At 46.1% G+C, this 20,545-nt stretch carries 13 protein-coding genes; 3 read left to right on the forward strand and 10 right to left on the reverse strand.

Annotation, left to right across the window (positions count from 1 at the left end):
* The first annotated feature begins 488 nt into the window (after positions 1-488).
* On the forward strand, positions 489-2,801 hold the full coding sequence (locus DXD68_RS19100; protein ID WP_122363078.1) for a beta-N-acetylhexosaminidase: 2,313 nt from the start codon (positions 489-491) through the stop codon (positions 2,799-2,801).
* Between the two features lie 145 nt (positions 2,802-2,946).
* Positions 2,947-6,054, forward strand: coding sequence for a glycoside hydrolase family 2 TIM barrel-domain containing protein (locus tag DXD68_RS19105; RefSeq protein WP_122363079.1), 3,108 nt, complete (start codon positions 2,947-2,949; stop codon positions 6,052-6,054).
* A gap of 294 nt (positions 6,055-6,348) precedes the next feature.
* On the opposite strand, the gene DXD68_RS19110 is transcribed toward DXD68_RS19105, so the two are convergent.
* The 8 genes from DXD68_RS19110 to DXD68_RS19145 all read right to left on the reverse strand — a co-directional run bounded on the left by DXD68_RS19110 (position 6,349) and on the right by DXD68_RS19145 (position 16,453).
* Complete coding sequence (locus DXD68_RS19110) at positions 6,349-6,798, reverse strand: HU family DNA-binding protein (protein WP_122363080.1); 450 nt, start codon at positions 6,796-6,798, stop codon at positions 6,349-6,351.
* A 330-nt stretch (positions 6,799-7,128) separates the two neighbouring features.
* Positions 7,129-9,180, reverse strand: a complete 2,052-nt coding sequence (locus DXD68_RS19115; RefSeq protein WP_122363081.1) for a RagB/SusD family nutrient uptake outer membrane protein — start codon at positions 9,178-9,180, stop codon at positions 7,129-7,131.
* 12 nt (positions 9,181-9,192) lie between these two features.
* Entirely contained in the window at positions 9,193-12,480 is a 3,288-nt protein-coding gene (locus DXD68_RS19120) for a SusC/RagA family TonB-linked outer membrane protein (RefSeq protein WP_233577232.1), read from the reverse strand.
* Positions 12,481-12,845: 365 nt separating this feature from the next.
* A complete protein-coding gene (locus DXD68_RS19125; protein WP_122363082.1) occupies positions 12,846-13,307 on the reverse strand; it encodes a DUF4293 domain-containing protein in 462 nt (153 codons plus the stop codon).
* 158 nt (positions 13,308-13,465) lie between these two features.
* Positions 13,466-13,798: a DNA-directed RNA polymerase subunit omega gene (locus DXD68_RS19130; protein ID WP_122363083.1), complete on the reverse strand. Its 333-nt coding sequence runs from the start codon at positions 13,796-13,798 to the stop codon at positions 13,466-13,468.
* A 25-nt stretch (positions 13,799-13,823) separates the two neighbouring features.
* Positions 13,824-14,636: an outer membrane protein assembly factor BamD gene (locus DXD68_RS19135; protein WP_122363084.1), complete on the reverse strand. Its 813-nt coding sequence runs from the start codon at positions 14,634-14,636 to the stop codon at positions 13,824-13,826.
* A 67-nt stretch (positions 14,637-14,703) separates the two neighbouring features.
* Positions 14,704-15,129 (reverse strand): amino acid-binding protein, encoded by a 426-nt coding sequence (locus DXD68_RS19140; RefSeq protein ID WP_028726750.1) that lies wholly within the window; start codon positions 15,127-15,129, stop codon positions 14,704-14,706.
* 22 nt (positions 15,130-15,151) lie between these two features.
* On the reverse strand, positions 15,152-16,453 hold the full coding sequence (locus DXD68_RS19145; protein ID WP_122363085.1) for a phenylacetate--CoA ligase family protein: 1,302 nt from the start codon (positions 16,451-16,453) through the stop codon (positions 15,152-15,154).
* A gap of 140 nt (positions 16,454-16,593) precedes the next feature.
* On the opposite strand from DXD68_RS19145, the gene DXD68_RS19150 reads away from it, so the two are divergent.
* On the forward strand, positions 16,594-17,763 hold the full coding sequence (locus tag DXD68_RS19150; protein ID WP_122363086.1) for an MFS transporter: 1,170 nt from the start codon (positions 16,594-16,596) through the stop codon (positions 17,761-17,763).
* A gap of 160 nt (positions 17,764-17,923) precedes the next feature.
* On the opposite strand, the gene DXD68_RS19155 is transcribed toward DXD68_RS19150, so the two are convergent.
* Positions 17,924-18,943 (reverse strand): metallophosphoesterase family protein, encoded by a 1,020-nt coding sequence (locus DXD68_RS19155; RefSeq protein ID WP_122363110.1) that lies wholly within the window; start codon positions 18,941-18,943, stop codon positions 17,924-17,926.
* Positions 18,944-19,047: 104 nt separating this feature from the next.
* Complete coding sequence (locus tag DXD68_RS19160; RefSeq protein ID WP_122363087.1) at positions 19,048-20,535, reverse strand: SusD/RagB family nutrient-binding outer membrane lipoprotein; 1,488 nt, start codon at positions 20,533-20,535, stop codon at positions 19,048-19,050.
* Between the last annotated feature and the right edge of the window lie 10 nt (positions 20,536-20,545).

A 20,545-nucleotide genomic window follows, 5' to 3' on the forward strand; every position in this document is an offset into this window, starting at 1 on the left:
GTTCCGTAAGAACTTATGTCTTTTTACTGTAACTGATAGATTATAAGGAAACTAATGATCGTAAGAAAAGTGAGATATACTTTATTGGTAGATTTACTGAAAGGAAAAAGCTTCTGAATTTATAGTCTTATTACATCGGTGTAGGGTATTTCTACCATTATTTTATGCTTTTCATGCTAAACTTGTAATTATGAACTTTATATAGTCAATTAAAAGGAGGTAATAACTATCTGTTTCATAAAGTTTAAGAAAGATATCTTCCTGTAGTAAATCTTTTTTTATCTTTGCCTGAAATCCAAAAGACATAAGTTCTTACGGAACTCACACCATTCTTGTAACGCACAAAAATCAATGACTCTTCCCCTTTTTGGACAAATATTGAACTTTTTTGTACAAAACCGGACATCGAACTAATCGGATACTTTTAAATTTGTTCCTGGTTAATCTTATAACAAGAATGAAATATGATAACACAACAAATAAGTCAAATGACAAAAGACAAACTCCTCCTTATCACCTTTCTCGTTTGGTTGGTTACAGGGTGTACAAACCCTGCTCCTGTCGGGATAAACATCATTCCCCAGCCCGAACAACAAATTCCTGCGAAAGGATATTTTACGTTTAATGAATCGACAACGATCCAAATCGAGAATCAGGAACAGGAACCTGTAGCCCGATTATTAGCTGATTTATTTACGACCTCTGCCGGATTCAACCCGATCATTAATGCCAATTCATCCCAAACCGCCACTATTACCTTTTCTACTAATACGGCACTCGCAGAGGAAAACTATAAACTGGAAATAACGCCTTCACATATATCCATAGAAGCAGCTGACAACCGCGGCTTTTTTTACGCCGTGCAATCGATCCGTCAGCTTCTTCCTCCGGCAATAGAAAGCAAAACGCCGGCAGAAGGCATTCAATGGAACATACCGGCAGTAAGCCTGCAGGACGGTCCCCGCTTTCCTTACCGCGGCCTGTTATTGGATGTGTCCCGCTGTTTTATCCCGAAAGAGAATGTGATTAAAATCATCGATTATATGTCGATGTTGAAGTTGAACAAACTTCATCTGCATCTGGTGGACGACAACGGATGGCGTCTGGAGATAAAGAAATATCCCCGCCTCACCGAAGTGGGAGCCTGGCGCGTAGAACGTGAAAAGGATTTCTCCCAACGCAAAAACGCAAAAGCCGGCGAACCGACACCCGTTGGCGGCTTCTACACACAGGAAGATATGAAAGAGATCATTGCCTATGCCGGCACACGACAGGTAGAGATCATCCCCGAAATAGAAATGCCCGCACATACCAATTCCGCCCTGGCTGCTTTCCCTGAACTGGCATGCCCGGTAGTGAAAGACCCGATCCGTGTAATCCCCGGAATGGGCGGACACGGTGCCGAAATCGTCTACTGTGCCGGCAACGACAAGGTTTTCTCCTTCCTGCAGGATGTGCTCGACGAAGTGATGACTCTCTTTCCCTCCCGTTATATCAACCTGGGCGGCGACGAAGCATCCAAAAGATACTGGAAAATATGTCCGCTTTGCCAGGCCCGTATGAAAGCGGAGGGTTTTACCGACATTGAAGAGTTGCAGGGTTACTTCATGGGACGCATGGCCGGTTACGTGAAAAGTAAAGGCCGTGAAGTGATCGGATGGGATGAACTGACCAACAGCAAAATACCCGACGACGCAATCATACTGGGCTGGCAAGGACTCGGCACAGCCGGTTACAAAGCCGGACAGATGGGACACCGTTTTATCATGACACCGGCCCGCGTCTTGTACCTGATCCGCTACCAGGGACCGCAATGGTTCGAACCGCGTACCTATTTCGGTAACAACACCCTGGAAAATGTCTACAAATACGAACCGGTACAACCTGAGTGGGACCCGGAAGTGGCTAAAAAACTGATCGGCGTACAGGGTTGTATGTGGACCGAATTTTGTTCCTCGGCTGATGATGTCGAATATCTGCTCTTCCCCCGCCTGGCTGCCGTTGGCGAAATCGCCTGGTCGGGAAAAGACCGGAAAGACTGGCCCGGATTCCTGAAACGGTTGGATATATTGACACAACATTACGACTACCTGGGTGTAAACTATGCCCGCTCGATGTTTAACCTCGACCATCTGGTGACCGGCAGTAACGACACCTTGAAGGTTGCCCTCACCTGCATCCGCCCGGATATGGAAGTACGCTATACCACAGACGGAAGCGAACCGCAGGCCGCCTCCACGCTCTACCAGGATTCATTGATTGTGACTGGCGACCTGACTATCAAGGCTGCCACCTTTATGAACGGTGAGCAGAAAGGGAAAACACTCACTCTCCCGCTCCACTGGAACAAGGCTACAGCCCGTCCCGTAACGAACGGCAACGAACAGAGCTACCGTCTGACAAACGGCCTGAGAGGTAGCGACAAACAGTCCGACTTCGAATGGAGCGGATGGTACGGCAAAGACGCCTCCTTCACGATCGATCTGGGAAAAACAGCCTCGTTCGACAAAGTGACGATCGGTTGTATGACGAACTACGGTATGGGAGCCCATCTGCCCAAACAGATCATCCTCTCCGTCTCAGACGATAACCAAACGTTCACCCGGATAGCCGAACGCAGCTTCACCCCGGAACAGATCTTCCGTGAAGGTATCCGCATCGAAGACCAGCTCTTCGACAACCTAAAGGCTTCCGGCCGTTACCTGAAAGTCGACCTGCAGAACCCCGGAAAATGCCCCGAAGATCATACGCGACCGGGACAGGGTAGCTGGGTTTATATAGATGAAGTAATTATTAAATAAGTTAGAAAATATTGAACCCGCCCCTACGGTCGAACCTGCCTGTTCCATTATGACGGCGCCTGTAAGGGCGGTTCGCGAACCGCCCCTACCAACGACACTACATTCACATCTGACAAATAGTGAAACAAATTAATTCTATAAATACATGAAAAAGACTCTGTTATCTATTTTTGCTCTGTGCTGCCTGGGACTCACCCAGGCAGTTTCAGGCGCAACAGACAACAACCAGCCTGAATGGCAAAGCCAGTACGCAATCGGTCAGAACAAACTGGCCCCTCATGCCTACGTCTGGCCTTTCGAGAACGAGAAAGCCCTCTCCGAACGCGATCACGAGTCGTCCCCCTGGTATCAGACCCTGAACGGGAAATGGAAATTCCACTGGACAAAGAACCCCGACAACCGTCCGAAGGATTTCTACAAACCCTCATTCTACACCGGCGGCTGGGCCGACATCAACGTCCCCGGCAACTGGGAACGTCAGGGCTACGGAACGGCTATCTATGTGAATGAGACCTACGAGTTCGACGATCCGATGTTCAACTTCAAGAAGAATCCGCCTCTCGTCCCTTATGCCGAGAACGAAGTCGGCTCTTACCGTCGCACCTTCACCATACCGAAGACATGGGACGGCCGCCGCGTCGTTCTCTGTTGCGAAGGCGTTATCTCCTTCTATTATATATGGGTCAATGGAGAAAAGATAGGCTACAACCAAGGTTCGAAAACACCCGCCGAATGGGATATCACCGACCTGCTGCAACCGGGTGAAAACACCGTCGCATTGGAAGTGTACCGCTGGAGTTCCGGCTCGTATCTGGAATGCCAGGACATGTGGCGGTTGAGCGGTATCGAACGCAGCGTCTACCTATACAGCACGCCTAAGCAATATATTGCCGATTACAAAGTAATCTCCACCCTCGACAAGGACACCTATAAAAACGGTATCTTCAACCTCGACGTTCAGATTGCAGGCAAAGCCAATCCCGGCTCCCGCATCACTTATCGACTGAAAGATACCGATGGCAAAACCGTCCTGAAAGAAGAAGCCGACATCCCTGCCGGAGAAAATAACCGCATCGCTTTCAAAGAAGCGACCCTTCCCGGAGTCACCCCCTGGAGCGCGGAACATCCCAACCTCTACACCCTCGTCCTCTCGCTGAAAGATGCCGGTGGAAAAGAAACGGAACTGACCGGATGCCGCGTAGGTTTCCGTACCTCCGAGATCAAAGACGGTCGCTTCTGCGTAAACGGCGTACCGACATTGGTCAAAGGAACCAACCGTCACGAACATTCACAGCTAGGTCGTACAGTCAGTCGCGAACTGATGCTGAAAGATATCAGCCTGATGAAACAGCACAATATCAACACCGTCCGCAACTCCCACTACCCCACCGATCCGCTGTGGTACGACCTCTGCGACGAATACGGCTTGTATATGATCGACGAAGCCAATATCGAATCACACGGCATGGGATACGGTCCCGAGTCGCTGGCAAAAGACAGCACCTGGCTTCCGGCACACATGGATCGTACGCAACGCATGTACGAACGTTCCAAGAACCACCCCTGCATCGTGATCTGGTCGCTCGGTAACGAAGCCGGCAACGGTATCAACTTCGAACGTACGTACAACTGGTTGAAATCGGTCGAAAAGACACGTCCCGTCCAGTACGAACGTGCCGAACAGAACTACAACACCGACATCTACTGCCGCATGTACCGCAGCGTAGACGTTATCAAGGAATATCTGAACCAGAAAGAGCCGAAAATCTACCGCCCTTTCATCCTCTGCGAATACGTGCACGCGATGGGTAACAGCGTAGGCGGCCTGAAAGAATACTGGGACGTATTCGAAAACGAACCGATGGCACAAGGCGGCTGTGTATGGGATTGGGTGGACCAGTCGTTCCGCGAAATCGACAAGGATGGCAACTGGTACTGGTCGTACGGTGGCGATTACGGTCCCAAAGGTATCCCCAGCTTCGACAACTTCTGTACGAATGGCCTGGTAAATGCCGACCGCGAACCGCATCCGCATCTGAACGAAGTGAAAAAGGTCTACCAGTATATCAAAACAAAACTGACGGACGAACGCAATCTGACCCTTTCCGTCAAAAACTGGTACGACTTCAGCAACCTGAACGAATATACCCTCCACTGGCAACTGATAACCGACAACGGCCAGATCATACGCCAGGGAACGGAAACCGTCGACTGTCTCCCGCACGAAACGACCACGCTCACACTGGGTAAAACCTCCCTGCCGAAAAACTGCAAAGAGGTATTCCTCAACCTGAGTTGGACACCCAAACAGGCACGCCCGTTCATCCCGTTGACACACGAGGTAGCTTACGACCAGTTCGTCCTGACAGCCAACAAAAACTACCGGCCGAACTACCCGTCATTCCAGGCTTCCGCCCTGAAACAGAACGGCAACACATTCAGCAACAATCGTGTAAATATCTCCTTCTCACCGGAAACAGGTGCGATGACCTCTTACAAGCTCGACGGAAAAGAACTGCTTTCAACCCCGATGACGATCAGCCTCTACCGTCCGATCACCGACAACGACAACCGCGACCGTAACGGTGCACGTCTGTGGAAAGCCGCCGGACTGGATAAGCTCACCCAGCAAGCAACCGCTTTCCGCACAGGAAAGAACAGTGTGCAGACAACGCTGGCACTACTAAGTGACAAAGGTGAGACAGTAGGGACAGCCACGCAGCACTACCATATCACCCCCGACGGCATGGTAAAGGTAGCAACGACCCTTACCCCTGACACAGCCATCGTCAAGTCGCTGGCACGTATCGGACTTACGTTTGAAATGCCTTCCGAATACGCGCAGGTATCCTATCTGGGACGTACCGGTGAAACCTACGTTGACCGTATCCAAAGTGGACGCATCGCCATCGATCATACGGACGCCGAGCGGATGTTCCATTACTACGTCAAACCTCAGTCGACCGGCAACCGCACGGACATGCGTTGGGCGGAGATCAGCAACGAGGCTGGCAACGGACTGTACGTCACGGCATCACGCCCCTGGCAGTTCAGTATCGTTCCTTTTACCGATAGTAACATTGACGCTTCCACCCATATCAACCAACTGAAAAGAAGCGGTACCGTAACCGTCCATCTGGATGCCGTACAGGCCGGTGTCGGTACAGCTACCTGCGGACCGGGTGTATTGCCGCAATATCTAGTTCCGGTAGAAGAGACAACGTTCGAGTTTGTTATTCGCCCAATGAAATAGGTTTATATTCTGACTGGGAAAAAGCCGGGAGTAAATATTATTCCCGGCTTTTCTATTATAGCTCTTCATCTTATAAAGTAGACTTCTTCATCTCACGAAACTGACTTCTTCAAGTATCTTCGGATACTTCTTCATGTTCCGATGCAAGCTTCTTCAAGTGTTGGAACTTACTTCTTTAAGTTTCGGAAATTGTTTCTTCAAGTGTCAGTATTGACTTCTTCTCCTTAAATATAAGGCATAAAAATCCCCTCCGGAAACCCGGAAAGGGATCTTTTGTCATTCAGAAAATAAAAATCATTCAATAACCGGACGGTCGTCTTCGCCTGAACCGCCACCAGTATTCGTTTTACCTTCAACCAGTTTGTCAATCCATACAAATTCCACTTTCTGCATGGCAGCTTTTAACTCTTCTCCGGGTTGAAAATTAATATTTACACAATTAATATCCGTAGCCTTCAAATCTTCTTTCTTCGCCTTTCCACTACTATTAAGGGAAGGATAAAATGTACCCCAATCACCGAGTTTCACACTATGTCCGTCTGCCATCAAACGTTGGATGATTTTCCGAAGCTGGCGGATAGACATCAACGCTTCCGAGGGATTCAATGTCGTCTCGTCGGCAATAAGTTCAGCCACTTTCGTTTCCGAAACCAATCCGGTGGAGTTCTGAACGGCATACCATTTCTTCGGAGCGTTCTTATCCCTGGGATTAGCGCGCTGGATTGCTTTGATTAATATAGCCATGATTAATAAATTTAAAGTTATAACTTAAAATACATCGTATTTCAAAATGAGAAGCCATTCTATCACGGCATTTTAAACAATGCCGAGAGAATGTAGGTTACCAAATTCTAATAAATCAAATACCTCCACTTCCTAATTGATAGATATAAGAATGCCCATACAAAACAGAATCACTTTCGTTCTCTTCATACTTATTCATTTTAAGTTTAACAATAGGATCAAGGATATATATATATAAATTAGATTTAATTTTGCTAAAGGTTCCCCTCTTCACAGAGGGGAAACCTTCCTACATCAACACATCAATTATGTATGCTAATACCTATGCCATTATTCTAACTGTGACTGGTTCGGTTCCGTAGGCCAGTACGGATTTTGATAGATCGGCGAAGTCGATATATCTTTCACATCTGTAGCCGAAATACGGAAATGATTAATACAAATAGGATCCAAATAGTTAGCTTTCATCCAGTTATAACCATTATACAAACCATTATTCTTTTCAATCACCTGATACGGACGGAGATATTTACCACTCTTTTCTCTACTTGAGACATTCGGTGTCTTGCCTGGAGTTCCGGCAGGGATTAGTTTACTTTCACCTTTTTCTTCATCGAAGAATAACTTATCCTTGTACATCTCATCCCAGAAATTACATCCTTCTATAATATAATTCTTTACCTGGTCAAGGGCTCTCCAACGTTTCAGGTCATCCATACGAAAACCTTCTGCAACAAATTCAGAACGACGTTCACGACGAATGTTATACATCAAAGGAGTAACCTGAGTACCTCCGGAATAAATAGCCCAATCATCTTCTTTTGAAAGGTCGGTAGCCGAAACAGTTTTCATATAATCTTCATCTATACCTGCTCTTTTACGAATACTTTTCCAGTACTGAGCTGCTGTTCCATCAATCGATGCACCATTGTTTTTCAAACAGGATGCTTCGATGTAGTTCAGGTAAGCTTCAACAGCACGGAATATTACCTGACCACCATCCTGCGACATCTGTCCACCTAGTGTACCCGGATCGTAAGCATAGTTTAAACCTTTACGAATATGGAAACCTGTCACTTTACGAACTTCCTCAAGGTCTACAATATTCGGTGCACCAAAGAATGCAGAAGCGGAATCAGTCGGAACAAAAACACTTCTACGGGAATGTTCAGATACCATAAATAATTGCAAACGTTCATCACGATTAAGCTTCACCTTATCTAAGGTTTCATCTTCGCCGGTATAACCTGAACCGCTGGCGTAAACAGGAAGACCATTCTTCATTAGGAATGTCCCGACATAACCGCGTGTCAAACCGGTATTACTTCCATTATAACAATATACAGACACGGCATTGGCTACATTTAGCGAAGCATCATAATCACGCCACATGATTACTTCGTCGTACTTGCTCATATCCTTATCACCAAACATCTCGAAATAGGGGTTCCACCCCGCAGTTTGTCCTGTTCCCGGATCGGTATTTCCTGAATTAACTGTCAGCGGATGATTGTCTGCCACAGCCTTAGCAGCAGCCATAGCCTGATCGGTAAAGAAAGCAATCTCCTGATTTAAATCAATAGAAAAGCCGGAATTATAAGGCATATTAGCACCTGGCCATCCTGGTTCACCCGGTACACGAGGTGTTCCGCGGTGATAAGTTTCAAATGTAGCTTCATACAAAGCGACACGTGACTTAAACAGCAAAGCAGCATCACGAGTGATACGATTTTTTCCTCCTGAAGGATTATCCGCCAGTAATTCAATCGCTTTATCTAACTCGGAAAGAATATAACGGGCCACCACATTACGGGGTTTACGCTGGCTGGCAGCAACCAGTTCCTCTTTTTCATCCTTCAAGACACCTTCTATAATAGGGAAATCACCGAAACGTTTCAACAATGTGAAATATTCGTAGGCACGAAGAAAATGAGCTTCACCGATATAATGGTTGATATTTGTTTCTGTTCCAGCAATAGTACCGGCTGCCAGTTTAGCCTCTACTTCCTCAAAAAAGAAGTTGAATGCACGGATGCGGGTAAAACGCCATTCCTGTTTATCCAGATCTGATTTTTCTTCATTTTCTCTGACACGCCACTGACCCGGTTCCCAATATTTAGTTTCACTGGCAGCGTTTGCCTGATTATCCGTATTATTGTCACCTAAAGCAGCCGGTCCCATATTCCACTGATCTTTTCCAATTGGAAACAGGTCGTACTGTTTAATCGTGAAAGAAGCCAGGTCGGCATCCGAATTAAAGTAGGAAGTTGCCGTTACCTTATCCAACGGTTCCTTATCCAGAAAATCATTACAACTCCCCAGCATCAATGAACCCGTCAACATGCACGATAGTGCAATTAGATTTTTTATATTTTGTTTCATCTGTTTGAGCTATTAGAAATTAACGTTAATACCAAAAGAAATTACTTTAGATAATGGATATACTTTACCATTATTATCTAAGTTATCCGGTTCTGTATTGTTTGTGTCCCACCAGGTTCTACCTGAGACGGTTTCCGGATCAAACATCTTCGCCATTTTCGTGATTGTAAACAAGTTATCTCCTGAAATATATACACGGAAAGATTGAAGTCCGATCTTACTTATCCATTGTTTCGGGAAGGTATAACCCAATTGGATATTCTTCATACGGATATAAGCTCCATTCTGCAAATAACCTGTTTGAGTCTTCTGGTTACGGGTTGCATCGTTACCAAACAATGGGCGAGGATAATAAGCATCCAGGTTAGCTCCCATTTCATCACCTTCCGGACGGAAATAATCCAGGTGATCTACAAAACCGGCAGATTGCCACATACCTCCTACTGCACCCCAGAAATAAGGTCCGCCGACTTCTACGTCGCGTTTACCAACTCCCTGGAAGAAAGCACTGATATCAAAACCATTCCAGGATGCATCCAAGGTAATACCATAGTTGTATCTCGGCGTATTATTACCGATGACTTTCTTATCACCAGAGTCGCCAACCTGACCGGCGCCTTCATCAACCTTTCCATCTCCGTTAATATCGGCATACATAATATCACCTGCACCCCAGTTCTTACCCAATGCACTTTGATCTACTTTAGCTAGATGAGCATCCATTTCTTCCTGAGTTTTTGCGATACCGATAGTCTTAAATCCCCAGATTTCACCATCCATTTTACCTGCATACCAAGTACTATACTTCATTGTTTCATTCGGATAACGTGTGATTTTTTGACGAGCATCCGACATAATAGCCTTTACACCGTAACTAACCTTACCGATACGATCACGCCAAGAAAGTTCCAGATCGAAACCATAAGATTCCATATCAGCATTATTGATCTTCGGAACATCTGCACCTAATGTTACAGGAAGCTCAGGAGCAGGTCCAACCATATCGAGTGTCTGACGTTTAAAGTAATCGAACGATCCAGTCAAACGGTTATTCAAAGCACCAAAGTCCAAACCTATATTCCATGAACGAACAGTCTCCCAAGTCATTAAGCTACTAACCAATCCCGGCATCTTAGCAGTGGTCGGTTGTGCTCCGTTAACCAACCAGTCACCATTACCTGCACCTATATCCATTGACGGGAAGAAAGGATAAATATCGGTTGTATTCTGGTTTCCCAATTCACCCCAAGATCCACGAAGCTTGAATTCGTTTACATAATCGGACCAATTTCCCCAGAAATCTTCACGTGCGATATTCCAACCGACAGAGAATGAAGGAAAGAATCCCCAGCGCTGGTCGTCAAGGAAACGTGATGTCCCATCATAACGCATATTGACTTCGGCCATATACCGCTCTTTATAGTTGTAGTTCAAACGACCAAAGAAACCGGCAGTAGACCATTCATTCTTTTCTCCGCCATTTTTCATATTAGTTGTAGCTGTAGTCAGATACGGTACTGTAGGAGAAATCAAGCCTTGACGTGATCCCCACATGCTATTGAATTTATTCAACTCTGCATTAAATCCGACCATGCCTTTAAAATAATGTCCGTTTTCTGTTTGATAGAAGTAATCGGTAAAGAAGTTCATCGTAAAGTAATTACGCTTATTCGTCGATTTATTGAATTCAGTAATACCAGGACCATGACTTTCATCAAACTTCATCAGTTGAGGTTCATTTTTTTCATTATAATTATAAACCGGTAAGACACCATATTCACGATTCATATTTTCCGTACGGAAGTTTCCTTCCGCAGTGATTTTCCAATTCTTGATCGGTTCGATTACTAACTGCATCTGCTGAGTCAGATAATCGGTTGACTTATTATCACGTCCACCATCTTCCAACTGTATAATTTCGCTACCCGGCATATAATGACCATTCGGATCTGTTACTGGAATAGTCGGCCAGCGACGTGCAAGGTTGTGAAAGAATAAACCTGTCTGATAGTATGATTTATCATAGTCATTGCGTACCCAACGGGAAGTATAATTCATACGGATATACTTTGTGATCTCAGCACCTAACTTAGCATTCAAGGAAAAACGTTTGTAACTATCATCCGAATGCTTCAACATACCACGTTGATCCATAAAGTTACCGGATACCATATAATTAACCTTTTCGTTACCTCCGCTTACGCTGATATTGTGCTCGTGAGATGGAGACCAATGGCGATAATGCTCCCCAAACCAGTCTGTATTCGCATTTGCTCCGCCATATTCCTGCCAATTTCCGTTATTTGCAACCGTACCAGCAGTAATTTCACCTTTCTGGTAAGCCACAATACGATCCAAAGCTTCCTGATTAAACACAGCTTGCTGTCCACCATTGGCTGCTGCAGCATTGAAGTAACGCGCAAAATCGTAAGAGTTCATCATTTCCGGAACTTTCAACGGATCAGAGAAACGAATATTATTATTGTAATTAATCGTTACTCTTCCACTTTTACCAGATTTAGTTGTAATCAAAATTACCCCAAAAGGAGCACGTGAACCGTAAATAGAAGAAGCTGCAGCATCTTTCAAAATTGAAATATTTTCAATGTCCTGAGGGTTAATGGTGTTCATATCGCCTTCCATACCATCAATCAAAACCAATGGTGAAGCATTAGAACCCGAACCGATCGAACCGGAACCACGAATATTGAATTTCATTTCGTTATCCAACTCTCCTCCTCCCATAGGCACTGAGAAGTTCAAACCCGGTACAACACCTTGCAAAGCCTGGCTCACATTGGCAACAGGACGATCAGCCAGTGCTTCTGCTTTTACCATACTTACGGCACCGGTTACATTCACTTTCTTCTGTGAACCGAAACCAACCACAACGACTTCGTCCAACGCCTGCGAGTCGTCTTCCAGAATGATATCCAATGTTTGTTGGTTGGTGATCTTTACATCTACATCCTTATAACCGATAAATGAAATCTTCAGGGTAGCCCCTGCCGGTACTTTCAATGAGAAGTTACCTTCCACGTCAGTTACAGTTCCGATGGTTGTGCCAACGACAGACACGTTGGCTCCGATAACCGTTTCACCGGTAGCATCTTTTACAATACCTTTTATGGTTCGTTCATTCTGCTGGGCGATAGGTAATCCGGCACTTTCTTTAATAGTAGGACTTAAGGTTTCCTCACCTTTTCCTGTGTCCGCCTTCGATTGGGCGGCAGAGAATAAAAAAAGAAGGGCAAAGGCCACATTCCAGTTTTTCATTCCCCGGAAATTCTCTCTCTTCATGTTTAATGTCATTTTTTCTTTAAGTTTTTTCCTGGATAATTCTTTATTAACTCTGATTAGATCTCAAGGGCGGTTAACCCTTTCATAATTGTGTTCTCTTTTTTTAATCATAGGCAAATTTGTATTTATTTCACACAGCAAAAGAAGTAATATGCCTCTTATTCAATATCCAATATCGTCTAAAGAATGTTCGTTTTTAAATAAATCTCTTATTATACAAGCCCTAAAAGGCATTAAAGGACATTTGATACATTATTCCGGTTAAATCCGGACTGCGTTAACAAATAAAAAACGCAGCCATGTTATCAGATAACATGACTGCGTCATTCATATATTCTTCCTCCTTCCGGAGAGTTATTTTCTGCTTATCTCAATCGGTCGAGCGAGCGAACCAAAGCCTCGTCGGCACCGATATTACGGATTGCCAGGTAATCAAGGATTAAGGCAATCACCGGGAAAGATAAGGCTATCTTCAGATTCAGAGCAATGTCCGTCAGCTCACCTTCCAGCATCCAGACAAAGAAAGCGAACAAGCCATAGAAGCCCAGCATCAAGATAGCATTGAATACGCACAGGCGAATCTGCAGGATTCTTTTCTTGAATAAAAAGATAGTGACTAAGGCCAGGATGGAGATAACAGCCGTCAAAGCGAAAAGCCCCCACATCGGATAAACCAACTCCGGTTCAGCAGCGACCGTGCTGACACCTGTCGCATCGAACGAGTAAAACTGATCTCCCGCCTGCAGTATGGCAAGAGGTAAAAATAACGTGGCAACCATCAGGCCCACGATAATAAGCAAATAAACGGTTTGTATTCTTTGTAACATTTCAATTGACAATTGACAATTGACAATTGACAATGGAAACAAGACAAAAAAAGAAAAAGGACAATTGTTACATCAGGACAAAGATTTCATCCTCTTTTGTAGCAATTGCCCTTTATATTCATTTAATTGTCAATTGTCCATTGTCAATTGTCAATTAATTAAAAGTTATTCTTTTCTTTAGCAGGGTTCTTATAATAAACCTTACCTTCTTCATATTCCTGTGCAGCGATCAGCGTCGGCTTCGGAAGTTTTTCATAATAACGGGAGATTTCGATCTGCTCTCTGTTTTCGAAAACTTCTTCCAGGTTATCGTTGTAAGAGGCAAACTCCTGAAGTTTCTTTTCCAGGTCCTGCTTCATTTCAACGCTAATCTGATTAGCACGTTTGCCGATGATCATTACTGTTTCATACACATTTCCCGTGTCGGCTGACAATTTCATCATGTCACGGGTAACCGTGTTCGAAGGAGCGTTAGACTTTCTGTAATCCATTTTACTTTATTGTTAAATAATATCGTTAATACGTATCTGTTATTCTCTTGCTGGCATAATCGTAGAACTTCTGTGCCTGTTTTACGTATTTGCCTTCCGGATATTCGTTCATGTAGGTGTAGTATTCATCCACTACCTCACGATAACGACCCTGCAACTTTTCTTCCACACTTAACACAGCCTGTTCGTACTTTGCACGTAATATATAGAACATAAATTCTTCTCTATATTTAGAGTAAGGATAGTTCTTCAAAGCATTCTCAGCAGTAATTACAGCAGATAAAAAGTTGTTATCGCGCATATAATTACCCAAGTTAAAATACAACCTTACGGCAAGCAGTTCCTTGTAAGCCAGTTTCTCCTGCAATTCGAACATGATCTTCTGGGCTTCGGCTGCACGCTCGCTCTGCGGATAATACTCCAGATAGAGCTGCAACTGGTTGATAGCTTCATACGTCTGTGTCTGATCCAACCGCGGATCGGGTGAGTCCAGATACAAGCCATATCCTGAATAATAACGGGCTAACTCAGTGTATTCGCCCTTCGGATAGGTGGTATAATACGTATTAAAGTATTGCGAAGCCGTCTGATAATCTTTCTGTCCGTAATAGCTCTGGGCCAGCAGGTACAAGGATTCTTCGGCATAAGCAGTTCCTTTAAAGATTGTAACCAGTTCATCCAGCAAGGTGGCGGACTTGTTATATTGCTTTGCATTGAAGTACTTCTTTGCATACGAATATTTCAGCTCATAGTCCGTACTTTTCAGTATCTTGTTGTACTCCCCGCAAGAGGATAACAAGACCGTAATCATCATCAATAAAAATACAACCTTTTTCATTCACATACTTTTAGCGCGCAAAGTTACATTATTTTCGGTAAAATAACGAAGCGCATAACGTTAATATTTACAACTTATATAAATCGCTGGCAGCAATCAGCTCCAGTTTATTGGCTTTCAGCACCTCTGCGCACTTCTCCACATTGTCGGGACGGATGATCACATTCGCCGCCTCTCCCTGCGAGAAAGCATACATATATTCGACAAAAATACCTGCAGAAGTGATGATCTCCATCGCCTTAGCCAGCGCACCCGGCTGATTGGGGCAATGAAGGCATACGACATCGGCCACACTCACCGCATATAGTTTTTCACGAAGCACCTGAATGGCTTTCTCCGTATCCGACACAATCAAACGCAGGATACCGAAATCCGAATTTTCTGCCACCGTAAAAGCCGACATGTTCACTCCGGCTTCACCTAAAATCTTTGCTACTTCCGTAAAACGGCCTTTCTTATTTTCAAGAAAGATGGATAATTGTTTAATTAGCATAGCATTTTACTCTTTTAAGGGGTTAAACTAACTTACGATTGTCGATCACGTGTTTAGCCTTACCCATACTGCGTTCGAGGCTGCGCGGTTCGACGATCTTTATATCAGGCTGAATACCGATCACGCTCTGCATACGGGCAGCGATCTTCTTCTTCAGCGCGATCATCTTGTTCATCTCGTCCGAATAATAGTCCGGACGTACTTCCACCTGGATCTGGAAAGTATCGGTGTTGTTCACACGGTCTACCACGATCAGGTAATGCGGTTCAAATTCCGGCATTTCCAACAATACGGATTCTACCTGCGACGGGAATACATTCACACCGCGGATGATCATCATATCGTCACTACGTCCGAGGATACGTCCCATACGGACAGCTGTACGGCCGCATTCACATTTATCGTAGATCAGATGCGTCAAGTCGCGCGTACGGTAGCGGATCATCGGCATACCTTCTTTGGTCAGTGTCGTAAACACCAGTTCGCCTTGTTCACCCGGAGCAACCGGCTGCAAGGTTACCGGATCGACGATTTCCGGGAAGAAATGGTCCTCCCACAGGTGCGTCCCGTTTTGGCATTCGCATTCGCCGCCGACACCGGGACCACAGATCTCCGTCAGTCCGTAGATATCATATGCCTTGATGTTCAGCTTTTCTTCCAGCTCCTTACGCATATTTTCCGTCCAGGGCTCAGCACCGAAAGCTCCTACCCTCAACTGAAATTCTTCCAAAGGGATACCTGAACTGTGGATCGTCTCCGCCAAATACAAGGCATACGAAGGCGTACAGGCCAGTCCCTTCGCACCAAAGTCGTGCATCAACTGGATTTGTTTCTGCGTATTACCGCTACTCATCGGGATCACTGTCCCGCCGATATTTTCCACGCCGCCATGAGCACCCAGACCTCCGGTAAATAAACCGTAGCCATAAGACACCTGCACGGAGTCATTCTTCGTAATACCGTAGGCCGTCAGGCAGCGTGCCACCACTTCCGACCAAATAGAAAGGTCCTTGCGGGTATAACCTACAACAATCGGTTTTCCGGTCGTACCGGAAGAGGCATGCAAACGAACAATCTCGGACATCGGCACAGCCATCAGCCCGAACGGGTAATTATCTCGTAAATCCTGCTTTACCGTGAACGGCAGCTTGGATATATCATCAATCGATTGAATATCATCCGGAGTAATTCCCATCTCCTGCATTTTCTTGCGATAAAAGGGTGTATTATGATAAACGTGTTCGACAACCCGTTTCAACCGGATGCTCTGTAATTTCCGCATTTCTTCGCGGTCCATACATTCAATAGTTTCGTTCCAAATCATGGTATCAGTTTGTTATCATTTAATTGTTAGTAGTGTAAAACTGTCGCAAAGTAATAACTTTTTTACTAACTGACAATAAAATAATAGCGGTAAATCAAAAGATCGTATCTTTGTCCGGCGATTCGAAGAGAGACAGCAAAATGAGACGAAACATACTGGCACTATACATTATTAAGTTATCCAAATGGTTCACACTGGTCATGCCGATCATCGTGCTCTTCTATGAAGATCATGGGCTCGGACTGCAGGATGTATTCATCTTGAAAAGCGTTTACTCGATTGCTGCCGTGGCACTGGAGATACCGTCGGGATATCTTGCCGACGTATGGGGACGACGCAAATGTCTGATACTCGGATGTATTCTTTTCTTCTTCGGATATCTTTGCTATTCTTTTACGGGGACATTTGCCGCTTTCGTTGTTGCAGAGATACTGCTGGGTACGGGGCAGACGCTGGTCAACGGGGCAGACTCCGCCTTGCTGTACGATACGACCGTGCAATATAAAAAAGAGAATCTGTATCTGCGTTACGAGGGACGCATCACCATGATCGGAAACTTTGCGGAAGCCGTTGCCGGTATATTCGGCGGATTGCTGGCCGCCTATTCCCTGCGCTATCCTTTTTATGCCCAGGCGGTGATCGCTTTCAGCGGCATTCCTGCTGCATTTGCACTGCGGGAACTGAATATCAAAAGCAAAGTACAAAGCCCCGTACAGGAGATCATGCGGATCATCAAATACTCGCTGGTCACGAACAAGAAATTATGCTATAATATCATGTTTTCGGGAATCATCGGAGCTGCGACTCTGACGATGGCATGGTTCGTGCAACCCTACCTGATGTATATGAACACGCCTACCTCCTGGTTCGGGGTCATCTGGACGGTGCTGAACCTGACTGTCGGTATCGCCGCCCTTTATTCAGACCGGGTAGACCGCTATTTCGGGCCTAAAAAGATGGGGATACTGATCCTGACATTCGTGGCAGGCGGTTACGTGGCGCTGGCATTTAACCTGACATATGCCGGGTTGGCTATCCTGCTCGTCTTCTACGTGATCAGAGGGTTTGCTACACCGATATTAAAAGGGTATATCAACCAAATGACATTCTCGGAGATGCGGGCGACTGTCCTGTCTATCCGTAACTTTATCATCCGGCTGATGTTTGCCGCCATCGCCCCGTTTATCGGATGGCTGAATGATGTGTATTCATTGCGCACTGCGTTGCTGGCATCGGCTGCCATTATCCTGGCTCCGGGAGCGTTGTTCCTTTGGTTACAATTGACGGCAAAAGCCGAAGAAGGGGAATAAGCCTACCCATTTAATTGACAACCGATTACAGTTTCCTCGTAGTTCCCCGGTTTGGAAACTCCAGTTCCCTGCCCAGGGAACTGTAATTTCCTCAGCAGGAAACGCGAGTTTCCCCGGCAGGGAACCGGAGTTTCCTGCCGGGGAAATTATACGAATATGCTCAGGCAAAGGGATTGCTGTCCCCACCTTTTACAAAATCCGCCGGATAATGGATGGATGAGATCACCTTATCATCTTTCAGACGTATCCATGATTTGAAGGAACGACTGCCTTCCGTCAGTTCGAATACACGGGCTCCGTTTCCTCCGGGTACGTCATGATAGACCGTCTTGCCTCCGGTGAAACGTCCGTAACCGAGCAAGATACCTTTCCAGTTGGCCACATAATCGTTGACATGGTCATGACCGACAAACGTAGCCATCACATCCCCGGCTTCGAGCATAGCCGTGAATAACCCGGAATTGACTACCGGTGCACAGGCTTTCTCCTTACGGATACCGATCAGCAACGTATTCTCGTCGGAAGCCGCCTGGTTATATTCAGGTACAGGGATATGGAAAAAAGCAAGTGCCGGAAGCGGCTTGCCACTGTTCTTTGCCGTCAGCGCAGCACTGCTTTTCCTGTACCAGTCAATCTGATCCGACTTGATCCAGTCGTAGCCCTTGGTTTCCTCTTTCCGCGAATAAGCCAGGCTATCGAAGCCGTACAGGATAAAAGCCTCCTTCGCCCCTTTCGAACTTTGTATCGGCAAGATGAAATTGGTAACACCGTTCAACCCTTCCACCGTTCCGGTCAGACTGCCCGGCATATCCTTGATGAACGCATAGATTTCCTGACGGCTCATGTCGTGTTCGTCATCGTGATTGCCTAATGTTACGGCAAACGGGAGATTGCGGGAGATAACAGGTTCGAACGCCTTCCGAAACCCTTCCGCTGCCGGCTTGGCAAACACGATATCACCCGTATAGATCACGAAATCAGGCTTTTCAGCATCCAGTACTTCGTTCATGCATTCGGCAGCCTCTTCCGAAGCCGGGTTGCCCGGAACCCAGTGCACATCGGTAAACTGTACGATCTTGAATTTACCGTCCGCATTAAACTTTAACTTGTCCGCATGCGCTTTATAAGTCGCACTATCCAAGTAAGACGCTCCGGTAGCCGTCTCTGCAACCTCTTTCATCGTACCCTTTCCGATTGCTTCTGCACCGGAAACTCCTAAAAAAGACACCGGAAGCAAAAGCCCCGATGTCCGTAAAAACTCCTTTCTATTCATGCCATTTCTTTTTATTTAATCCACCAAAGAGGGTCAGATGTCCTGTCGTTTCCTCCGAACTGCGACTGAAGGGCAGCCTGCACGCTGGCGGCATTGTTGTTATACTCATCCTGCGGATACATCCAGCGGTATGGCAGGTTCACTCCGGATGCCCGGCGAAATTCAGGATAGCCCGTACGCAACTGGTCGTAGTAAGGCATCCACATGCTGCCTTGCAGGAAAGTAGGGATATACTTTTGCAGGATGATACGTTCTATCTTCTGCTCGTTTGTCAGCGAAGAAGCATAAGCCACCTTGTCGCCCTGCAGATAGGCCTCAGCCGCATCTTCGTCCAAATACTGGGCTACGGAAGAAGCATATTTCTCATAGAAGCGGAAAGAAGCCTTGACTGCCGATTCGTAAAACTCCTTGTCATCTCCGGAAATCCAGCCGCGAACCACCGCTTCCGCCAGAAGCAACTGCTGCTCGGTGTATCCCAACAGGATCATCGGTTCATTGGTCGGATGCTGGTAATAACGGGTGGCGGGTTTGGAACAACCGCCCAATGTCACTTTATCATTGACAAGGCTGTAAGGGATCGCCGGATCGCCGCCATCATAGGAGGCGAAATCGTCCACGGCGAGTCCCGCCTTTTCCGCAGCAGGGGTTTGCGTACAGAAAGCAAACAGACGAGGGTCTTTGCGGGTAGCCAGGACAGCCACATAGGTAGAATCCATATAACGTCCCGAACCGAAGTCGCTGTCGTTGAAATAAGGATAGCGGTCGTCCTGCTGATCGAGGAAGACGAGCTGGCCGTTGTCGGCTTCGCCGGTCATCAGCGGTTCGTCCCGGAAGATACGGGCAAAGGTTGACTTCACATCTATCCCGCCTACGGTCTGTTTGTTCGACAAGGACATCAAGACACGCAACCGGTAGGCATTGATCAGGCGGCGCCATTTCAGCAGGTCGCCTCCATAGATAATATCGCCGCTGATAATGCTATTATTGTCGGTCAACAACGTATTCGCTTCTTCCAGCTTGGCAAGCACGGTAGACAGTACCGTCTCCTGCGAGTCATATTTGGGTTGGTACAATTCGTTCGTTTCGCCCTGCAAGGCTTCGCTGCAAGGTACATCACCGAACATCATCGTCAACATATAATAATAATGTGCTTCAAAGAAAAGAGCCAGGGCCTCATAAGCCGTCTCGTTGCTCTTCTCCGCTTCCTCTTTCATCTTCGTCACATCGCGCAGGTTACTGTAGTAACCGAAACCGCCGCGTGTCCATTTATACACCTGGTAAGGACTTTCGCCGGAGGTCAAGACCAGCTGCTTCGTTGCGTGGCAAACCTGTGCGTCCGATTCTTCGAATGTTTTGAAAGACAATCCGGTAAGCAAGAGTGCCGGATCGGTGGTCGTCGGGTTGTTCGGATCGACATTCATCTCTTCCAGGTCGATACACGAGTTGCAGGTGAATGCCAAAGCGGCACCGGCTGCTATATATTTCAGATATTTCTTCATTGCTTTATCG

It is taken from the genome of Parabacteroides sp. TM07-1AC, assembly GCF_003480915.1.
GTDB classification, from domain to species: Bacteria; Bacteroidota; Bacteroidia; order Bacteroidales; family Tannerellaceae; genus Parabacteroides; species Parabacteroides chongii.

Coding starts and splice junctions, on each gene's coding strand:
- DXD68_RS19100 (WP_122363078.1), top strand. CDS start 489: ATGACAAAAGACAAACTCCTCCTTATCACCTTTCTCGTTTGGTTGGTT.
- DXD68_RS19105 (WP_122363079.1), top strand. CDS start 2,947: ATGAAAAAGACTCTGTTATCTATTTTTGCTCTGTGCTGCCTGGGACTC.
- DXD68_RS19110 (WP_122363080.1), bottom strand. CDS start 6,798: ATGGCTATATTAATCAAAGCAATCCAGCGCGCTAATCCCAGGGATAAG.
- DXD68_RS19115 (WP_122363081.1), bottom strand. CDS start 9,180: ATGAAACAAAATATAAAAAATCTAATTGCACTATCGTGCATGTTGACG.
- DXD68_RS19120 (WP_233577232.1), bottom strand. CDS start 12,480: ATGAAGAGAGAGAATTTCCGGGGAATGAAAAACTGGAATGTGGCCTTT.
- DXD68_RS19125 (WP_122363082.1), bottom strand. CDS start 13,307: ATGTTACAAAGAATACAAACCGTTTATTTGCTTATTATCGTGGGCCTG.
- DXD68_RS19130 (WP_122363083.1), bottom strand. CDS start 13,798: ATGGATTACAGAAAGTCTAACGCTCCTTCGAACACGGTTACCCGTGAC.
- DXD68_RS19135 (WP_122363084.1), bottom strand. CDS start 14,636: ATGAAAAAGGTTGTATTTTTATTGATGATGATTACGGTCTTGTTATCC.
- DXD68_RS19140 (WP_028726750.1), bottom strand. CDS start 15,129: ATGCTAATTAAACAATTATCCATCTTTCTTGAAAATAAGAAAGGCCGT.
- DXD68_RS19145 (WP_122363085.1), bottom strand. CDS start 16,453: ATGATTTGGAACGAAACTATTGAATGTATGGACCGCGAAGAAATGCGG.
- DXD68_RS19150 (WP_122363086.1), top strand. CDS start 16,594: ATGAGACGAAACATACTGGCACTATACATTATTAAGTTATCCAAATGG.
- DXD68_RS19155 (WP_122363110.1), bottom strand. CDS start 18,943: ATGAAAGAGGTTGCAGAGACGGCTACCGGAGCGTCTTACTTGGATAGT.
- DXD68_RS19160 (WP_122363087.1), bottom strand. CDS start 20,535: ATGAAGAAATATCTGAAATATATAGCAGCCGGTGCCGCTTTGGCATTC.